Below are 15,917 nucleotides of genomic sequence, written 5' to 3'. Positions count from 1 at the left end.
TGGAGGGGGCGCACATTCTAGCCGCACTGGCCGGCCGCGGCCGTACCGGACAGGGCAGCCGGACGCCATGAAGTATCATAGGGCGCTGCCCCGCCCGCTGGACCCTGCCCCATGACCCGCCCCCCCGGCCCACCGACGGCCACCGCCGAACCCGCCGCCCCGGCGTGCTCGACGCTGGACTGCCTGCAGTGCTCGGTCCGCCACCTGGCGGTCTGCTCCGCACTGTCGCCGGATGAAGTGCAGGCCCTGGAACAGGTCACCGTGTCCCAGCAGGTCGCCACGGGGGCCACCCTGGCGCGCAGCGGCGAGGAACGCCAGCATGTCTATACATTGACTGCCGGCGCCCTGCGCCTGGTACGCACCCTGGCCGACGGCCGCCGCCAGATCAGCGGCTTCGTGCTGCCCGGGGATTACCTCGGGCTGAGCGGCAGCGACCTGCACCGCCACGATATCGAAGCCATCGCCGACAGCCGTGTCTGCCGGGTGGCGCTGCCGCAGATGAAAGGCCTGCGCAGCCGCTACCCGCACCTGGAACGCAAGCTGCTGCAGCGGGCCTGCCAGGAGCTGGATGCCGCGCAGGACGCGGCCCTGGCCCTGGCACGCCTGCAGCCGGCGGAAAAACTGGCCGATTTCCTGCTGCGCCTTGCCGCACGCGAAGCCCGCCTGGGCGGTGATGGCCTGCGCGTAGCGCTGCCGATGGGCCGCGGCGACATCGCCGACCATCTGGGGCTGACCATGGAAACGGTCAGCCGCACCTTCACCAAGCTGCGGCAGCAGGGGCTGATCGCCCTGCCCCAGCTGAACCTGGTGGAGATCCTGGATGAGGATGCATTGCGCGCACTGGCGGGCGAAGCGCTGGGCTGAGTTCCGCAGTGCCCGCCAGGCATGGCCTGGCCATGCCTGGCGCCTGTGCCACTCACCGCAGCAACACCTCGCGCAACGCCGCGTAACGCGCCGGTACCGGCGCGGCCTGCGCCGGACGCTGCAGCAGCGCGTGCAACGCCGGTGGCACCGGCACCGGCCGGCCGATCAGCGGCTCCACAACGCTTTCGAACTTGGCCGGGTGTGCGGTAGCCACCACCGCCCAGTCCCCCTTGGCACCACCCGCGCGCAGATCCTGCAGCACCTTCACCGCCGTGGCGGTGTGCGGGCACACCACCTCGCCCTGGCTGGCAAACAGGCTGGCGATGGTCGCGCGGATCGTCACGTCGTCCACCGCGTACGCACGGAATGCAGCCCGCAGTTCGGCATCATCGTGGCGGTACAGCCAGCGCAGGCGCTCGAAGTTGCTCGGTGCGCCCACGTCCATCGCGTTGGCCACCGTGGCCACGCTGGGCTGCGGCTGGTAGTCCTGCCCCTGGAAGTAGCGCGGCAGCACCGCATTGGCGTTGGTGGCCAGCACGATCTGGCCGATCGGCACGCCCAGTGCGCGGGCCAGTACCGCAGCCATTGCATTGCCGAGGTTGCCGGTGGGCACCACCAGGTTCAAGTGCTGCCCGCAGGTGGCGTGGTGCTGCAGGGCGGCATGGGCGTAGTAGCTCATCTGCGGCAGCAGGCGGCCCAGGCTGATGCTGTTGGCCGAACTGAGCGGCACACTGGCCTGCAGCGCGCCATCGCCCAGCGCCTGCTTGGCCATCGCCTGGCAGTCATCGAAACTGCCGGCCACGCGCAGCGCCTGGATGTTGTCGCCAAAGCACCCCAGCTGGTGCGCCTGCCGGGGTGACACCCGGCCATCGGGGTACAGCACCACCACCCGCACACCGGGCTGGCGATGGAAGGCGGCAGCCACCGCAGCCCCGGTGTCGCCGGAGGTGGCGACCACGATGGTCAGGTCACGCCCCTGCCCGGCCTGCAGCTGTGACAACGCCCCGGCCAGGAAGCGCGCACCGATGTCCTTGAAGGCGGCGGTCGGGCCATGGAACAGCTCCAGCACATGGTCGCCCGGCGTCGCCAGCCGGCGCAGCGGCACGGGGAAATCGAAGGCTTGCCGGCAGATGCCCGGCAATGCCCCGGCCAGCCGGTCGCCCGCGAAGAAAGGGGCCAGCAGGTCGGCGGCCGTCGCTGCCAGATCCTGCTGCGGCTGCCAGCTACGCGATGCCGGCAGCACCGCCGGCACATACAGGCCACCGTCGGGCGCCAGCCCGACGGCCATGGCGGCACTGAGCGGCACCGCCGGGGCCTGGCCACGGGTGGAAACGAACGACAACGGTGCAGCGTCCGGGGAGAGAGCGGAATTCAGCACAGGCAGGCTCCAGCAGCATTCAAGGGCGATACCCAGGCCTGGCTGTCCAGGCCGGCCTCGGCGAAGGCGGCGCGCACCTGCGGCGCCGCGGCGTGCGCCAACGCGGCGCTTTCAAACCAGGCGAACACGCTGGGTCCCGCACCGGAAATGCCGGCTCCCATCGCATCGGCCGCCAATGCGGCATCACGTGCGGCAGCGAAGCCGGTCATCAGGCCGGCGCGGCGCGGCTCGATCAGCACGTCACGCAACCCGGCCCGTACCAGGCCGGCATCGCCGCGATGGCAACCGGCCAGGACCAGCCCCAGGTTGGCGCTCTGCGCGACGAATTCACCCAGTGCGTAGTGGCCCTGCAGCGCCTCGCGCGCACGGCGGGTTTCCAGCACGGCCTGTGGGTGCACCAGCAGGCTGTGCCAATGGTCGGGGACGGGAATGCGCACCAGCTGCCGCGCGGTGCACAGCGCCAGCCCACCCAGCAGCAGCGGCCCGACGTTGTCACCGTGACGGCCACCACTGGCCACCGCTTCGCCATCGAGGGCGAACGGGTACAGCGCCTCGCGCGGCAGCGGCGCATCCAGCACGGCATTGGCCGCCACCAGCGCGGCCACGCACGAGGCCGCCGAACCGCCCATGCCCGAGCCGAACGGGATGCCCTTGTCGATCTCCAGCGCAAAGCCATGGGCCAGGCCCAGGCCTTCGCGCAGGGCAAGCAGCGCGGCACCGGCGGTGTTGCGTGCAGGGTCGGTCGGCAGCGCCATGCCATCGGCATGGATCGCTTCGATACGCACCTCCGGTTCGTCGATGCGGCGCACGCTCACCGTATCGCCGATGCCCGCGATGGCGTGGCCAAGGATGTCGAACCCCACGGCCACATTGGCCACCGAAGCGGGGGCGAACGCACGTGCGATCACAGGCGCGCTCCTTCGCCGGCGGCCACCCTCAGCAGGTCGGCGAACACGCCGGCGGCGGTCACTTCCGGGCCCGCACCGGGGCCCTGCACCACCAGCGGATTGTCGCAGTAGCGACGGGTCTGGAACTGCACCACGTTGTCGGTCAGGCGCAGATTGGCGAAGGCATGCCCGGCCGGCAGCTCGACCAGCCCCACCGAAGCGCCCTGCGCGGTCAGCTGTGCGACATAACGCAGCACCGCCCCGCGCGCGCGCGCCGCCTGCAGGCGGGCCAGCAATGCGTCATCGGATTCGTGCAGGTGCGCCATGAAGGCATCGGCATCACCGCCGCGCAGGGCTTCCGGCACCAGGCTTTCCACCTGCACCTGGTCCAGGCTGAGCGCGTGGCCGGCCTCGCGGGCCAGGATGACCAGCTTGCGCGCCACGTCGATGCCGGACAGGTCATCGCGCGCGTCCGGTTCGGTGTAGCCCATCGCGCGCGCCTGCGCGACCAGTGCCGAGAACGGCTGGCTGCCATCGAAGCGGTTGAACAGCCAGGCCAGCGTGCCGGAGAAGATGCCTTCGATGGCCAGCACTTCATCGCCGGTATCGACCAGGTCGCGCAGCGTGGTGATCACCGGCAGGCCAGCGCCCACCGTGGCCTCGTAGCGGAAGCGTGCGCCGCTGGCCGCCGCCGCCGCCCGGATGCGCTGGTAACGCGGCAACGGGCCGGAGCCAGCCTGCTTGTTCGGGGTGACCACATGGATGCCCGCCGCCAGCCAGTCCGCATAGCGCTCGGCCACCTCGGCACTGCCACTGCAGTCGATCACCACCGCATGCGGCAGGTGCGCGGCGAGCAGGTGCTCGGTGAAGCGGTCCAGATCGCTGGCCTCGCTGCCGGACTGCAGTGCCTGCCGCCAATCCGCCGGCAGCGCACGCGGTTCCAGCAGCATGCGGCTGCGCGAGGCCACCGCCCGCAGCCGCAGGTCGATGTTGGCCTTGCCACGCAGCTGCGGCAGGGCTGCCTGCAGCTGGTCCAGCAGCGCGGCACCGACATTGCCCGGACCGATCACGCCCACCGCGAAGGTCTGCGGCGACAGCCAGAATCCGGCGTGCGCGGCGCGCAGTGCCCGGGTGGCATCGCCGCTGTCCACCGCCACCGAAATGTTGCGTTCGGACGAGCCCTGCGCGATGGCCAGGATGTTGACCTGGGCGCGCCCCAGCGCACCGAACAGGCGCGCGGCCACACCCGGTTGGCCCGCCATGCCGTCACCCACCGCCGCCAGCACGCTCACATCGTCGGTGACCTGCACGCGCTGGACCTGCCCGGCCGACAGCTCGTGGGCGAAAGCCTGCAGCAGCGCCTGGCGGCCACGCGCCACATCCTCACCGCGGACCACGCAGCAGATGGAGTGTTCGGATGAGCCCTGCGAGATCATCACCACCGACACCTTGGCCTGGCGCAGCGCGGAGAACACCCGCTCGGCCGTACCCGGCACGCCCATCAGGCCGGTGCCTTCCAGGTTCAGTACGGCCAGGCCCGGGCTGAGTGTCAGCCCCTTGATCGGCCCATGCACCGAGCGTTCCGCGCTGATGCGGGTACCCGGGTGATCGGGCTGGAAGGTGTTGCGGATGATGATCGGCAGGCCCAGCTGGATGGCGGGCGACATCGTCTGCGGATGCACCACCTTGGCGCCGAAATAGGCCAGTTCGCAGGCCTCGTCGTAACTGAGCGACTGCAGCTGCACTGCTTCGGGCACCACCCGCGGGTCAGCCGACAGCACACCATCGACATCGGTCCAGATGTGCAGTTCATCGGCGTTGAACAGCGCGGCGAAGATCGCCCCGGAATAATCGCTGCCGTTGCGGCCCAGCGTGGTCACCCGGCCATCGCGGTCACGCGCGACGAAGCCGGTGGCCACCACCCGCTGCTGCGGGTGCTGCAGGCGCCAGCTGGCCAGGCGGTCGGCGCTGGCCTCCCAGTCCACGTCCACGCCCAGCTCGCCACGCCCGACCACCAGCACGTCGCGTGCGTCCAGCACGGCGCAGTCCTCGCCCACGCTGCGCAGGTAACTGCCCAGCAGCTGGGCCGAATACACCTCGCCCTGGCCCTGCACGCGGTCGAGCACCTCGCGCGGCAGTTCACCGATCACCGCCAGCGCGGCCAGCACCTCGGACAGCTGCTCGAACCGCGCGTCCAGCCAGTCCACCGTGTCGCCCACGGCTTCGCCCAGCAGCGCCACCGCCGCACCCCGATGCCGCGCACGCAGCGCATGCCACGCCTCGCGCCAGCCGGGCTCGCCACGCGAGGCCAGTCCGGCCAGTTCGATCAGCGCATCGGTGACGCCCTTCATCGCCGATACCACCGCCACCTGCAGTGATTCGGGGCGGGCCAGCAGCAGGCTGGCGACATGCCGGTAGCGTTCGGCATCGGCCACCGAGGTGCCACCGAACTTGTGCACGACAGTGGACGGCGCGGCCAGATCGGCGGGAACGAGAGGATGGGATGACGCGACGACGTTGGACATGCTGACCTCGGTTGGAGGCCCCGTGGCATGCAGGTGGTCGAGTATCCCCGCCACCTGGATGGTGCGGGGCCGTGGTTTTCGGGAGTTACACGAAGACGACGGGCCGCACCAGGGCAGTGGTGGCGGTAATGGTGGTAATGGTGGTGGTGATGGCAACCGGCGCAGTCGTGCGGCCCGCGGTGGCGGGAGCAGTGGACAGGGCGGTGGCGGCATCAAGGACCATGGACGACAGAAAACTACGCCGCGGCGGGTGCTGTCAAGTGTTGCAGCGCAAAAATCCATCGGCACGATCGTCGCCCAACGCGCATGGATTTGGTTGCAATTGTGACCGTGCAGGCACCGCAGGCCATGGCCCGCATGACCGCCCGGCCTGCGGGCGCGTTACCGGAACAGCGCCCGCCCGCCCATCAGCCGGCGTGTTCGGTGATCGCGCGCGGCGTGCGGTGTGCATGCGCGCACATCAGCACACCGGCCACCAGGCAGATGATCGCCAGCGCTTCAAGCAGGGTTGGCCAGCGCCATTGCCAAGCAAAGGCATACAGCAGTGCGAACAGGGTCTCGAACACGATCATCTGGCCGGTCAAGGTGAGCGGCAGCAATCGGCTGGCGCGGTTCCAGAAGGCATTGCCCACGATGGAGGCCACCACCGCCACGCCGGCGCTGATCGCCCAGAACAACGCCCATTGCCCTGGCGTATGCGTGCTGCTGCCAGCAAAGGCACCGGGCACCAGCAGCAGCGACAATCCCCCGGTCACCACGCCGGTCAGCAGCGACCAGTCATGGCTGGACAGGTCGGGCCGCCGCGCCAGCCAGCGGCTGTTGCCCACCGAATACAGTGCCCAGGAGAACAGCGCACCGAACGCGCACAGCAGGCCGATCACCCGTTGCCGCCAGGGCGTGGCCAGGTGCTCGGACAACAGCGCTTCATAACCGACCAGCGCCACGCCCAGCACGCACAGCACCAGTGCCGGCAGCAGCTGCTTCAGGGGCACAGCCCCCTTTTCGCGTACCCCGACCAGGGTCACGACCACGGGAATCAGGCCCACGATGAGCGACGCGGCGGCTCCGCCCGCCCATTGCACTGCCGTGGCCAGCAGCAGGAAGTACACCAGGTTGCCGGCCAGGCTGAGCCACAGCAGCCCCAGCCATTCCGCACGTCCCAGGCGTGGCGCCAGCCGCGACCAGCGTGGCAGCAGCAGCGCCACCGCAATCAGGCCATAGATGAGGTAACGGCCTGCGGACAGCTGCAGCGCGTTGAAGGACTGCAGCACGGCGGGCGCCAGAAATACCACGCCCCACAACGCACCTGCGGCAACACCATTGGCGATGCCCAGGCCGATCGAATTGTTGCGCATCACAGGACCACGGGGGGAGTACACGGCCACGCAGTCTAGGTGGCCGTGCCCCGGGTGTCTTGACCGAAACTACTGCCGCGCTGCTGGCGCATCAGGCATCGCTGCGACGCCAGGCGGCAGGGCTCTGCCCGCATTCGCGCCGCATCGCGCGGGTCAGGGCACTCTGTTCCGAATAGCCGGCTGCCAGCGCGATGGCACTGATCGGTGCATCGCTGCGCCGCAACTGGTCCTTGGCCCAGCGCAACCGGCAGGCACTCAACCAGCCCTGCGGGCTCAGGCCGAACTCACGCAGGAACACCGCATGCAGGCGGCTCTCGCTGAGGCCGACATGGGCCGCCATGCGGGCGACCGGCCAGGCCTGTCCGGGGCTGGCCTGGATGGCCGCGCACAGGCCCTGCAGGCGTGCACCGCTGCCATCGCCTGCGAAATGGCGCAGCAGCCGCGGCCACAGCCCGGGCAACGGCATGCCCTGCCCGGCCGGCTGCAACGCCCGGCGCAGCTCCGCCGGCAACGGCAACCAGCGCTGCCGGCACAGGCGTTCAAGGGTGGCATCATCGAACAGCCCAGCCGGGCAATCCAGGATCACGAATCCATTGTCCCCGCGCCCCTGCTGGGCATGGGGCTCGCCCGGTGCGACGAAGGCCCCCTGCAGCAGGTCCAGCCGCCCGCCCTGCGCGCCCACTTCGAACTGCAGCTCCCCCCGTACCGGCAGCACCCACTGCGCATAGGGGTGCCGGTCCAGGCCAGTGGAGGTGCCGTAGCGGCGCAGGTGCTGTTCAGGCTGCATGGGCGCAGTCTGGCGCTGTCGCCCATGCGGCGCAATCACCTGCTAGAGTCGGCCCGTCATCCAGTACAGGGAGTGCGGGTCATGACCCTCCATCGCGTTGCGCTGTCCACGGGCCTGGGCCTGGTGTTGGCTGTTGCCGCCGCTTCAAGCGCTGCCCAGGAACGGCTGCCACCGGCCCCACACTGCATGGACACCGCCGGTGTCACCGAGGTCGAGCAGGCCTCGCCACGTTCCATCGCGGTCCGGGCCGCCTCCGGCCAGGCCTATCGCATCGATTTCAGCGAAGACTGCCCCGGCACCCGCACCGCCGGCAGGCTGGCCCTGGAAGCCCCTGGTGGTTTCGCCTGCGGCCGCCCCAGCGAGCGGGTGACGGTCGATGGCCATGCCTGCACCGTCAGTGCGGTCACCCCGGTGGACAACCGTGATTTCGCCAGCGTTGCACGCAACAGCGACCGGCTGCGCGTGGCCACCCTGCCGGCAATGACGATCAGCCAGCGCAGGGACGTCCGGCGCAGTTTCGGCGGCTCGCCATCGTTCTGCTTCGCCACCCGCAATGTCCGTGCGTGGAGTTCGGATGCCGGCGGGATCCTGGTGGAAACCAACCCGGCCCGCAACGGAGGCTACCGTTACTACCGCGTCGAGCTGGGCAGCGCCTGCAACGCGCTGGACCGCGCCCCGGAAGTGCGCTTCCATTCGGGCCTGCAGAACGGCCTGATCTGCGGCAACCCGGGTGACCGCATGGTCAGCACGCCGCTGGATGCCGGCGACGAGCGTGGCCGCACCATCGTGCCGGCCACGCCCGACCGTTGCCAGATCCTGGCGGTCTACCCCGAACAGCGCCAGGCCTCGCGCTGATCTACAACCCGAGGAAGGTGAACGGCGCGCTGGGCACGAAGTGGCCCAGCGCATCACCCGCGAAGGTATTGCGCTGGTCCGGCCCGAGGTCCAGCTTCAGCACCTTGCCGGTTTCCTTGCTGAAGTCGGCCTTGTTCAGGTCCACCCAGAACGTGTTGGGCGTCAGCGCCGATTCGAAGAAGTACAGCCGCCGCTTGTGGTCGGCCACCGTGCGCCAGCGGGTGGAGGAGATGTTGGGTTCACCCGGCGTGGTGATGCCATAGGGCACCGAGGCATTGCGGATCACGCTGAACACACTGGCCAGGGCCACCACCGGGTCTTCGCTCCTGGGGATGGCATTGATGTAGAAACGCGCCCGCGCGAAACGGTCGGCCGAACGGTTGGTGCCGGGCAGCATCACCGTGCCACCGATCTGCTGCCAGTACGCATCCAGTGCCAACTGCTGGTCGAACACCGGCGAATTGGTCATCACCTGGTAGGCGCGGCTGTGGTGGATGACCTGCCGCCCGCCGATGTATTCAACGATGGCGCTGTCGCCGGACGCATCGGACAGTGACAGGTGCAGGGTGGCCAGCCGCTCCTCGCCCGGCACCTTGTCGGTGACGATGCTGTAGGGCTCCTTGGCAATGGCCTGCACGGCCTCTTCCACCGTGGCGAAGTTGTCCAGCATGTACTGCGCCCACAACGAGATCGCCAGGCCCGGCTTGCGGCCCTGCGTGTGCGGGTACTCCGATTCCACCAGCCACAGCAGGTTGGCAACCAGCCCTTTTTCATTCATGCCGTCGGTGGTGGAAACATCGTACCCGGTGGCCACCACGCTGCCGTAGCGCGCCGTCCAGGCCAGGGAGTTCGGCCCGGCCTGCCCGTTGCGCCGGATGCCCCGCGGCAGCACCCACAGATTGGTGGCCACATCGACCTTCCAGTCCATCGAGCGGGCAGTGATCACATCATCGTTGTCGCCCAGATAGACGGCGCGCGTACAGGCCTGCGCGGGCGTGGACAGCCCCATCGCCATGGCCAGTACGGTGGTGGCACCTGCATGCTTCCAGCCCATTGCCGCTTCCCCACGGATGACAGGAGCCACGATCTGACCCCAGCCGGGGTGAGATGCGGGTGAATGCCCGGCATCACGCCGGCAGGTTGCTAACCGGGTTGCACCAGGGGCTGCACCACGCCTGCCAGCAGGTCCATGGCCGTGGGCCGCGACTGATCCTGCCCGATGCGCCGCGCGAAGCCGGCCCAGTCCCCCACCGACAGCTGCCGCAGCAGTGCGGCATCCACCGGCAGCCAGCGCATTGCCCAGTACGGGAACTGCCGGTGCGAGACGCGGCCGCGGGCCAGTTCGATGATGTCACCGTGGCTGCCTGCCTGCAGGATGCGCTCGTACACCGAATCGATGCCGTCGGCCGGGCCTTCGATGTATTGCAGGAAGCACGCGCCGTCATGCAGCAGGACACCGGTCACCCCGGCCATCCTGTTGAAACGGGCCGCATCCTCGACCAGACCATCCACCCGGTCCGCTGCCAGCCCGGCAGTGGCCTCGCTGGCATAAGCGATGGCGCGCAGTGGCATCGTGCATCCTTTCCATAAGGGACCTGCACGGTAGCAGCTGTGCACGCGGCGCAGGCAAAACGCCGCGGTGCACGCTGAAGAATTCAGAAAAGCAGGGTTGCATCCTCGCCGATGCGCCGCGGCAGCCGTGCCTCGAACACCACCTCATGGTGCTCATTGCGCGCCTGCAGCTGGCCACCATGGGCGCGCACGAACTGGTCGGCGATGTACAGGCCCAGCCCCAGTCCGTTGCTGCGGTGGAAGCTGGCCTTGAACGGCTCGAACAGGCGCGGCATCAGTGCCGCATCGATATGCCCTGCATTGCGCACGCGGAGCACCACATGGGATGCCAGTGAACCATCCAGATGTACCTGCACGCCGCCCTCGCCGCCGTGGGCCAACGCATTGCCGAGCAGGTTGGCCGCCACCTGCCCCAACCGGTCCGGGTCCCCGTGCAGGTGCACGTCACCGCTGGCGCGGTAGTCCACGCGCGCCGCCTGCAGCCCTGCCACTTCCACGACCACCGCCGAGGTGACCTCGCCCAGATCGCACGGCCCGGCCTGCAGGTGCAGCCCACCGGTACGGATGCGCGAGAAATCCAGCAGCTGTTCGACCATGCGCGCCATGCGCAGCGTGCTCGCCTCCAGGTGCCTGAGGGTCTGCTGCGCGCCGGCATTGTCCGCCGGCAGGTCCAGGCCCAGCTTGTCCGCGCACAGCAGGATGGCCGACAGCGGCGTGCGCAGATCATGGGTGAGCACCGCGGTCATCGTTTCATTGAGCTTGAGCGCGCGTTCCAGCGCGTCATTGCGTGCCTTGAGCAGCTGCCGCTGCTGGTACAGCTCGATGAACACATTGACCTTGCCCAGGATCACCTGCGGCTCGATCGGCTTGTGCAGGAAATCCACCGCGCCGGTCTCGTAACCCTTGAAGGCACGCACCGGGTCATTCGGTGACGCCGTGAGGAAGATGATGGGAATATCACGACTGCGCTGCGAACCCCGCATCAGTTCGGCGAGCATGAACCCGTCGATTTCCGGCATCTGCACGTCCAGCAATGCGAGTGCCACCTCATGCTCGAGCAGCAGTTCCAGGGCCTCGGCCCCGGAAGCGGCGCACAGCAGGTTGACCCCATCGCGACGCAGCAGCGCCTGCATGGCCACCAGGTTCTGCGGCACGTCATCGACGATCAGCAGGTTGACCGGCGCCTGCGGCGTAGCAGGGTCCGGTGGCAGCAGGTTCATGCAAACAACTCCTTCAGGCGCCGACACATCAATTCAAGGGGCAGCACGGCATCGGCGCCGGCGTGCTGCAGGGCGGAGGCCGGCATCGTCGATGCCTGCGCCTCCTCGGGACATTGCAACCACGCCTGGCCACCGGCGGCGCGCACCGCGGCCACGCCTTCGCTGCCATCGCTGCTGGCACCCGTCAGCAGCACGGCCAGCACGGCTGGGCCGAACACGGCCGCGGCCGATTCGAACAACGGGTCGATCGCCGGGCGCGAGAACAGCACTGGTGCATCCATCGACAGCGCCACGGCCTGGTCATCCTCCACCAGCAGGTGGTAGTCAGGCGGTGCGAAACTGACCGTACCTGCCTGCAGCGGCTGCTTGTCCTCGGCCTCGCGCAGCGCAAGCACGCAGTAGGGACCGAGCACTTCAGCCAGCCGGCTGGGACGGTCGCGCGGCAGGTGCAGCACCACCAGCACCGGAATGGGCAGCTGCGCAGGCAACGCCCCCAGTACCTGCTGCAGGGCGGCCACGCCCCCGGCCGATGCCCCCACCACCAGCAATCGAGGGCGCATGCCCAGCATGCTCAGGCCGCCTTCCGGTACAGCCGCTGCTCGCGCGCGCAGACATCAAAGGCATCATGGTGCCTGCCGAACTGCAGCGACTCTTTGCTGCCCAGGCCCAGGAAGCCCCGGTGCACCAGCGCATCACGGAACAGACCGACGGCACGGTCCTGCAGATCGCGGTTGAAGTAGATCAGCACGTTGCGGCAGGACACCAGGTGGACTTCGGAAAACACGGTGTCCGTGGCCAGGCTGTGGTCGGCGAACACGATGTTGCGGCGCAGGCGCCGGTCGAACACGGCGCCATCGTAGGCCGTGGTGTAGTAGTCCGACAGCGAGCCGGTACCACCGGCGGCCAGGTAGTTGCGGCTGAACTGGGCCAGACGGTCGATGCCGTAGGCCCCTGCCTCGGCAGCGGACAGCGCGGCCGGGTTGATGTCGGTGGCATAGACGATGCTGCGCTCGAGCAGCCCCTCTTCCTGCAGCACGATCGCCAGTGACCAGACCTCTTCACCGGTGCTGCAGCCGGCCACCCACAGCTTCACCGACGGGTAGGTCCGCAGTACCGGCACGACCTGCTCGCGCAGCGCGCGGAAATAGGCCGGGTCGCGGAACATCTCCGAGACCTGCACGGTGAAGAACTGCATGGCCTGGGCGAACAGCTCCGGCTCGTGCAGCAGGCGGTGCTGCAGGTCGACCAGGCGCTCGCATCCATAGCGCTGCATGGCCTGGCGGATGCGCCGGCGCAGCGAGGACACCGCATAGCTGCGGAAGTCATAGTGATAGCGCTGGTACAGGGCTTCCAGCAGGACCTTCAGTTCCAGGTCGAACAGCGCCTGCTCGTTCATTGCCGCGAGCACCATACCCGGCACAGCGACACCAGCTTGTCCACGTCGATCGGCTTGGCGATGTAGTCATTGGCGCCGGCCTGCAGGCAGCGCTCGCGGTCATCGGGCATGGCCTTGGCGGTCAGCGCGATGATCGGCAGGTCCTGCAGGTGGCGCTGCGCCCGGATCTCGCGCATCGCGGCCAGGCCATCCTTCTCGGGCATCATGATGTCCATCAGCACCAGATCGACCTCGCGCTGGGCCAGGCGGTCCACGGCTTCCTGGCCGTTGCGGGCGATTTCCAGCGTCACCCCCAGCGGCTCGAGCACGCTGGACAGGGCGAAGATGTTGCGCACGTCATCCTCGGCCAGCAGGACGGTACGCCCATCGAGCACCGTGTCGCGGCGGCGTGCCTCGCGCAGCAGGCGCTGCTGGTCGCTGGGCAGGTTGGCTTCCACGCTGTGCAGGAACAGCGTCACTTCGTCCAGCAGGCGCTCGGGCGAGCGTGCGCCCTTGATGATGATGCTCTTGGAATAGCGGCGCAGACGCTGCTCGTCCTCGCGGCTGAGGGCCCGCCCGGTGTAGACGATGACCGGCGGGAAGCCGACCTCGTCATTGCCGGCCATGTGTTCGAGCAGTTCGAAACCACTGCCGTCAGGCAGCGCTAGGTCCATCACCATGCAGTCGAACGTGGCGGTACCCAGCTGCTCGAGCGCAGCCGCCAGCGTGCCCACGGCGGTGATCTGCAGCTGATCGCGGCCCAGCAGCAGTTCCAGGTTGCGGCGCAGGTCGCTGTCATCCTCGACGATCAACAGCCGGCGCACGTCGCGCTGGCTGGTCTGTTCCAGCTGCTCGATGGCCGCGGCCAGGCGGTCGCGGGTTGCCGGCTTGATCATGTAGCCGATGGCACCCATTTCCAGGGCCACCTGGCTGCGGTCCATCGCCGAGACCACGTGCACCGGGATATGCCGCGTTTCCGGGCTGCGCTTGAGCCGTTCCAGCACGCTCAACCCGGACACATCCGGCAGGCCGATGTCGAGCAGGATGCCGTTGGGCCGCAGTTCGACGGCCAGGGCCAGCGCTTCCTCGGCGGTGGTCGCCGCCACGCAGTCGAAATCCAGCTCATGCGCCAGCTCCACCAGGGCTTCGGCGAAGATCGGGTCGTCTTCCACGGCCAGGATCAGGCGCCCGGCCCGCTGGCGGCGGCCGCGGTCATCGGCCACGCCGCCCTGCCGCGGCGGCGCGCTGGCCACTGCAGCCTGCACGACCGGTGCGGCTGCGGCCACTGGCGATGGCGATGGCGCACCGTCTTGCTGCACCGGCGCCCCTTCCAGCGGCAGCTCCAGGATGAAGCAGCTGCCGCGGCCCGGCTCGCTGTCCACGTTGATGCCCCCGCCCATGCGCGCTGCCAGATCGCGCGAGATCGACAGACCCAGCCCCGTGCCGCCATAACGGCGGCGGGTGCTGCCATCGGCCTGGCGGAAGGCCTCGAAAATCAGCTGCAGCTGGTCACGGGCAATGCCGATACCGGTATCGGCCACTTCGAAGCGCACACGCCCTGCCCCGGCCGCGCGCACCTGCAGGCTGACCTTGCCGTGTTCGGTGAACTTCAGTGCGTTGGCCAGCAGGTTCTTCAGGATCTGCTGCAGGCGCTGGTTGTCGACCACCAGCTGGGTCGGGGCCAGCGCATCGGCATGGATCTGCAGCACCAGGCCCTTCTGCCGCGCCATCGGCTCGAACGTATCGCGCAGGCGCTGCAGCACGCTGTCAACCACGACGACTTCATCGGCCAGTTCAACATGGCCGGCTTCGATGCGGGACAGATCAAGGATGTCGTTGATCAGCGCCAGCAGGTCGTTGTTGGACGACAGGATGGCCTGGGCGTACTTCACCTGCTCGGCGGTGAGCGTGCCGTCCTTGTTGTCGGCCAGCAGCTTGGCCAGGATCAGCGAGCTGTTCAGCGGCGTGCGCAGTTCATGCGACATGTTCGCCAGGAATTCGGACTTGTAGCGCGAGGTGGCGGCCAGTTCGTTGCTGTTGCGCACCAGCTGACCCTGCGCGACCAGCAGCGCCTGTTTCTGCGCCTCCAGCTCATGCGTGCGCTCCTCCAGCTGCACGTTGGTCTGTTCCAGCTCCGCCTGCTGCTGCTCCAGGTTGGCCTGTGAATGCTGCAGGCTGCGGCTCTGTTCTTCCAGTTCCTCGTTGGCCACGCGCAGCTCTTCCTGCTGCGCCTGCAGTTCTTCGCCCTGCCGCTGCGACTCTTCCAGCAGCACCACCAGCTGTGCCCGCAGCAACGAGGCGCGCAAGGCCAGGCCGACGGTTTCCGCGCAGCGCTCGATCAGTTCGGTGTCCAGTGCCGGGCTGTGCCCCACCTGGGCGCGGCCCAGCTCAATCGCGCCGACCACCGCACCGTCGCTGGTCACCGGGGCCAGGATGCGCTCGCGCACGGCCACCCGGCCCAGGCTGGACTGCAGTTCCAGCACCCCGGCGTCATCGCCCCCCAGGTGGCGCACGCGCTGCTCGCGGGTAACCGCGCCCAGCTGGCCCTCCTGCACCCCCATCGAGGTCGGCAGGCCACTGGGCAGTGCCACGCCACCGGTCAGCTGCAGGCGCCCGTTTTCCAGCCGGTACAGCGCGCCCACATCGGCCTGGAGCTGCGCGGCCAGCGCCGTCATCGCGGCCTCGGCAATCTGTTCCGGGCCCAGGTCTCCCCGCAGGCTGAGCGCCACGGCATTTTCGGCCTCCTGCAGCCACAGGGCGCGCATCGCCTCGCGGCGCGCACCGATGGCGCGCGAGACGATCACCGCGATCATCAGGAAGGCCACGCCACCAATGCTGCGGTTGACGAAGGAAAAGGCCGAATTGGTACTGGCCGGGGCCACGTGGTAGCCCACCGCCAGCAGCACGCAGGCCAGCCCGGCCACCAGCATGGGCACGCGCATGTCGCGCTGGAACACGGTCACGCCCACGGCCAGGAAATACGCCAGCCAGACCGCATAGCCCAGCGGCACCACCAGTTCCAGCGCCGCGGTCCCTGCCAGCAGGGTTGCCGACACCGCCCAGATCCAGCGGTCACGCGTGGTAGCACCAGGACGCATG

General features: G+C 68.9%; 13 protein-coding genes. 2 read left to right on the top strand and 11 right to left on the bottom strand.

Translation table 11 applies throughout. The features are described 5' to 3' along the window. Positions 1-111 precede the first annotated feature (111 nt). Positions 112-864 carry a helix-turn-helix domain-containing protein gene (locus Q9R17_RS17725; protein WP_308155892.1) on the top strand — a complete coding sequence of 251 codons (753 nt, stop codon included), beginning with the start codon at positions 112-114 and terminating at the stop codon, positions 862-864. A 52-nt stretch (positions 865-916) separates the two neighbouring features. Here the strand turns inward: Q9R17_RS17725 and thrC are convergent, their stop codons facing one another. The 5 genes from thrC to Q9R17_RS17700 all read right to left on the bottom strand — a co-directional run bounded on the left by thrC (position 917) and on the right by Q9R17_RS17700 (position 7,796). After that, positions 917-2,206, bottom strand: coding sequence for a threonine synthase (gene thrC, locus Q9R17_RS17720; protein WP_308158374.1), 1,290 nt, complete (start codon positions 2,204-2,206; stop codon positions 917-919). A 29-nt stretch (positions 2,207-2,235) separates the two neighbouring features. Further along, complete coding sequence (locus Q9R17_RS17715; protein ID WP_308155891.1) at positions 2,236-3,150, bottom strand: homoserine kinase; 915 nt, start codon at positions 3,148-3,150, stop codon at positions 2,236-2,238. Next, on the bottom strand, positions 3,147-5,654 hold the full coding sequence (gene thrA, locus Q9R17_RS17710; protein WP_308155890.1) for a bifunctional aspartate kinase/homoserine dehydrogenase I: 2,508 nt from the start codon (positions 5,652-5,654) through the stop codon (positions 3,147-3,149). Before thrA ends, Q9R17_RS17715 begins: the two co-directional genes overlap by 4 nt. 407 nt (positions 5,655-6,061) lie before the next feature. Continuing rightward, complete coding sequence (locus Q9R17_RS17705; protein WP_308155889.1) at positions 6,062-7,009, bottom strand: DMT family transporter; 948 nt, start codon at positions 7,007-7,009, stop codon at positions 6,062-6,064. Positions 7,010-7,100: 91 nt separating this feature from the next. After that, positions 7,101-7,796 carry an AraC family transcriptional regulator gene (locus Q9R17_RS17700; RefSeq protein ID WP_308155888.1) on the bottom strand — a complete coding sequence of 232 codons (696 nt, stop codon included), beginning with the start codon at positions 7,794-7,796 and terminating at the stop codon, positions 7,101-7,103. 81 nt (positions 7,797-7,877) lie between these two features. Between Q9R17_RS17700 and Q9R17_RS17695 the strand changes: the two genes are divergently transcribed. Beyond that, on the top strand, positions 7,878-8,651 hold the full coding sequence (locus tag Q9R17_RS17695) for a DUF6491 family protein (RefSeq protein WP_308155887.1): 774 nt from the start codon (positions 7,878-7,880) through the stop codon (positions 8,649-8,651). Between the two features lies 1 nt (position 8,652). On the opposite strand, the gene Q9R17_RS17690 is transcribed toward Q9R17_RS17695, so the two are convergent. From Q9R17_RS17690 to Q9R17_RS17665, 6 genes are all read right to left on the bottom strand, one after another. Beyond that, entirely contained in the window at positions 8,653-9,705 is a 1,053-nt protein-coding gene (locus Q9R17_RS17690; protein WP_308158373.1) for a linear amide C-N hydrolase, read from the bottom strand. A gap of 89 nt (positions 9,706-9,794) precedes the next feature. Then, positions 9,795-10,223 carry a BLUF domain-containing protein gene (locus Q9R17_RS17685; RefSeq protein WP_308155886.1) on the bottom strand — a complete coding sequence of 143 codons (429 nt, stop codon included), beginning with the start codon at positions 10,221-10,223 and terminating at the stop codon, positions 9,795-9,797. Between the two features lie 83 nt (positions 10,224-10,306). Next, complete coding sequence (locus Q9R17_RS17680) at positions 10,307-11,443, bottom strand: hybrid sensor histidine kinase/response regulator (RefSeq protein ID WP_308155885.1); 1,137 nt, start codon at positions 11,441-11,443, stop codon at positions 10,307-10,309. Further along, positions 11,440-12,012, bottom strand: a complete 573-nt coding sequence (locus Q9R17_RS17675) for a chemotaxis protein CheB (protein ID WP_308155884.1) — start codon at positions 12,010-12,012, stop codon at positions 11,440-11,442. Before Q9R17_RS17675 ends, Q9R17_RS17680 begins: the two co-directional genes overlap by 4 nt. Before the next feature lie 2 nt (positions 12,013-12,014). Continuing rightward, on the bottom strand, positions 12,015-12,839 hold the full coding sequence (locus tag Q9R17_RS17670) for a CheR family methyltransferase (RefSeq protein WP_308155883.1): 825 nt from the start codon (positions 12,837-12,839) through the stop codon (positions 12,015-12,017). Then, on the bottom strand, positions 12,836-15,916 hold the full coding sequence (locus Q9R17_RS17665) for a response regulator (protein ID WP_308155882.1): 3,081 nt from the start codon (positions 15,914-15,916) through the stop codon (positions 12,836-12,838). The genes Q9R17_RS17670 and Q9R17_RS17665 overlap by 4 nt, the downstream gene beginning before the upstream one ends. Position 15,917 lies beyond the last annotated feature (1 nt).

The sequence above is a fragment of the Stenotrophomonas sp. 24(2023) genome (assembly GCF_030913365.1).
Taxonomy (GTDB): domain Bacteria; phylum Pseudomonadota; class Gammaproteobacteria; order Xanthomonadales; family Xanthomonadaceae; genus Stenotrophomonas.
This window is presented reverse-complemented; position numbering and strand designations above follow the sequence as displayed.

Coding starts and splice junctions, on each gene's coding strand:
- Q9R17_RS17695 (WP_308155887.1), top strand. CDS start 7,878: ATGACCCTCCATCGCGTTGCGCTGTCCACGGGCCTGGGCCTGGTGTTG.
- Q9R17_RS17680 (WP_308155885.1), bottom strand. CDS start 11,443: ATGAACCTGCTGCCACCGGACCCTGCTACGCCGCAGGCGCCGGTCAAC.
- Q9R17_RS17700 (WP_308155888.1), bottom strand. CDS start 7,796: ATGCAGCCTGAACAGCACCTGCGCCGCTACGGCACCTCCACTGGCCTG.
- Q9R17_RS17665 (WP_308155882.1), bottom strand. CDS start 15,916: ATGCGTCCTGGTGCTACCACGCGTGACCGCTGGATCTGGGCGGTGTCG.
- Q9R17_RS17670 (WP_308155883.1), bottom strand. CDS start 12,839: ATGAACGAGCAGGCGCTGTTCGACCTGGAACTGAAGGTCCTGCTGGAA.
- thrA (WP_308155890.1), bottom strand. CDS start 5,654: ATGTCCAACGTCGTCGCGTCATCCCATCCTCTCGTTCCCGCCGATCTG.
- Q9R17_RS17705 (WP_308155889.1), bottom strand. CDS start 7,009: ATGCGCAACAATTCGATCGGCCTGGGCATCGCCAATGGTGTTGCCGCA.
- Q9R17_RS17725 (WP_308155892.1), top strand. CDS start 112: ATGACCCGCCCCCCCGGCCCACCGACGGCCACCGCCGAACCCGCCGCC.
- Q9R17_RS17685 (WP_308155886.1), bottom strand. CDS start 10,223: ATGCCACTGCGCGCCATCGCTTATGCCAGCGAGGCCACTGCCGGGCTG.
- Q9R17_RS17675 (WP_308155884.1), bottom strand. CDS start 12,012: ATGCTGGGCATGCGCCCTCGATTGCTGGTGGTGGGGGCATCGGCCGGG.
- Q9R17_RS17690 (WP_308158373.1), bottom strand. CDS start 9,705: ATGGGCTGGAAGCATGCAGGTGCCACCACCGTACTGGCCATGGCGATG.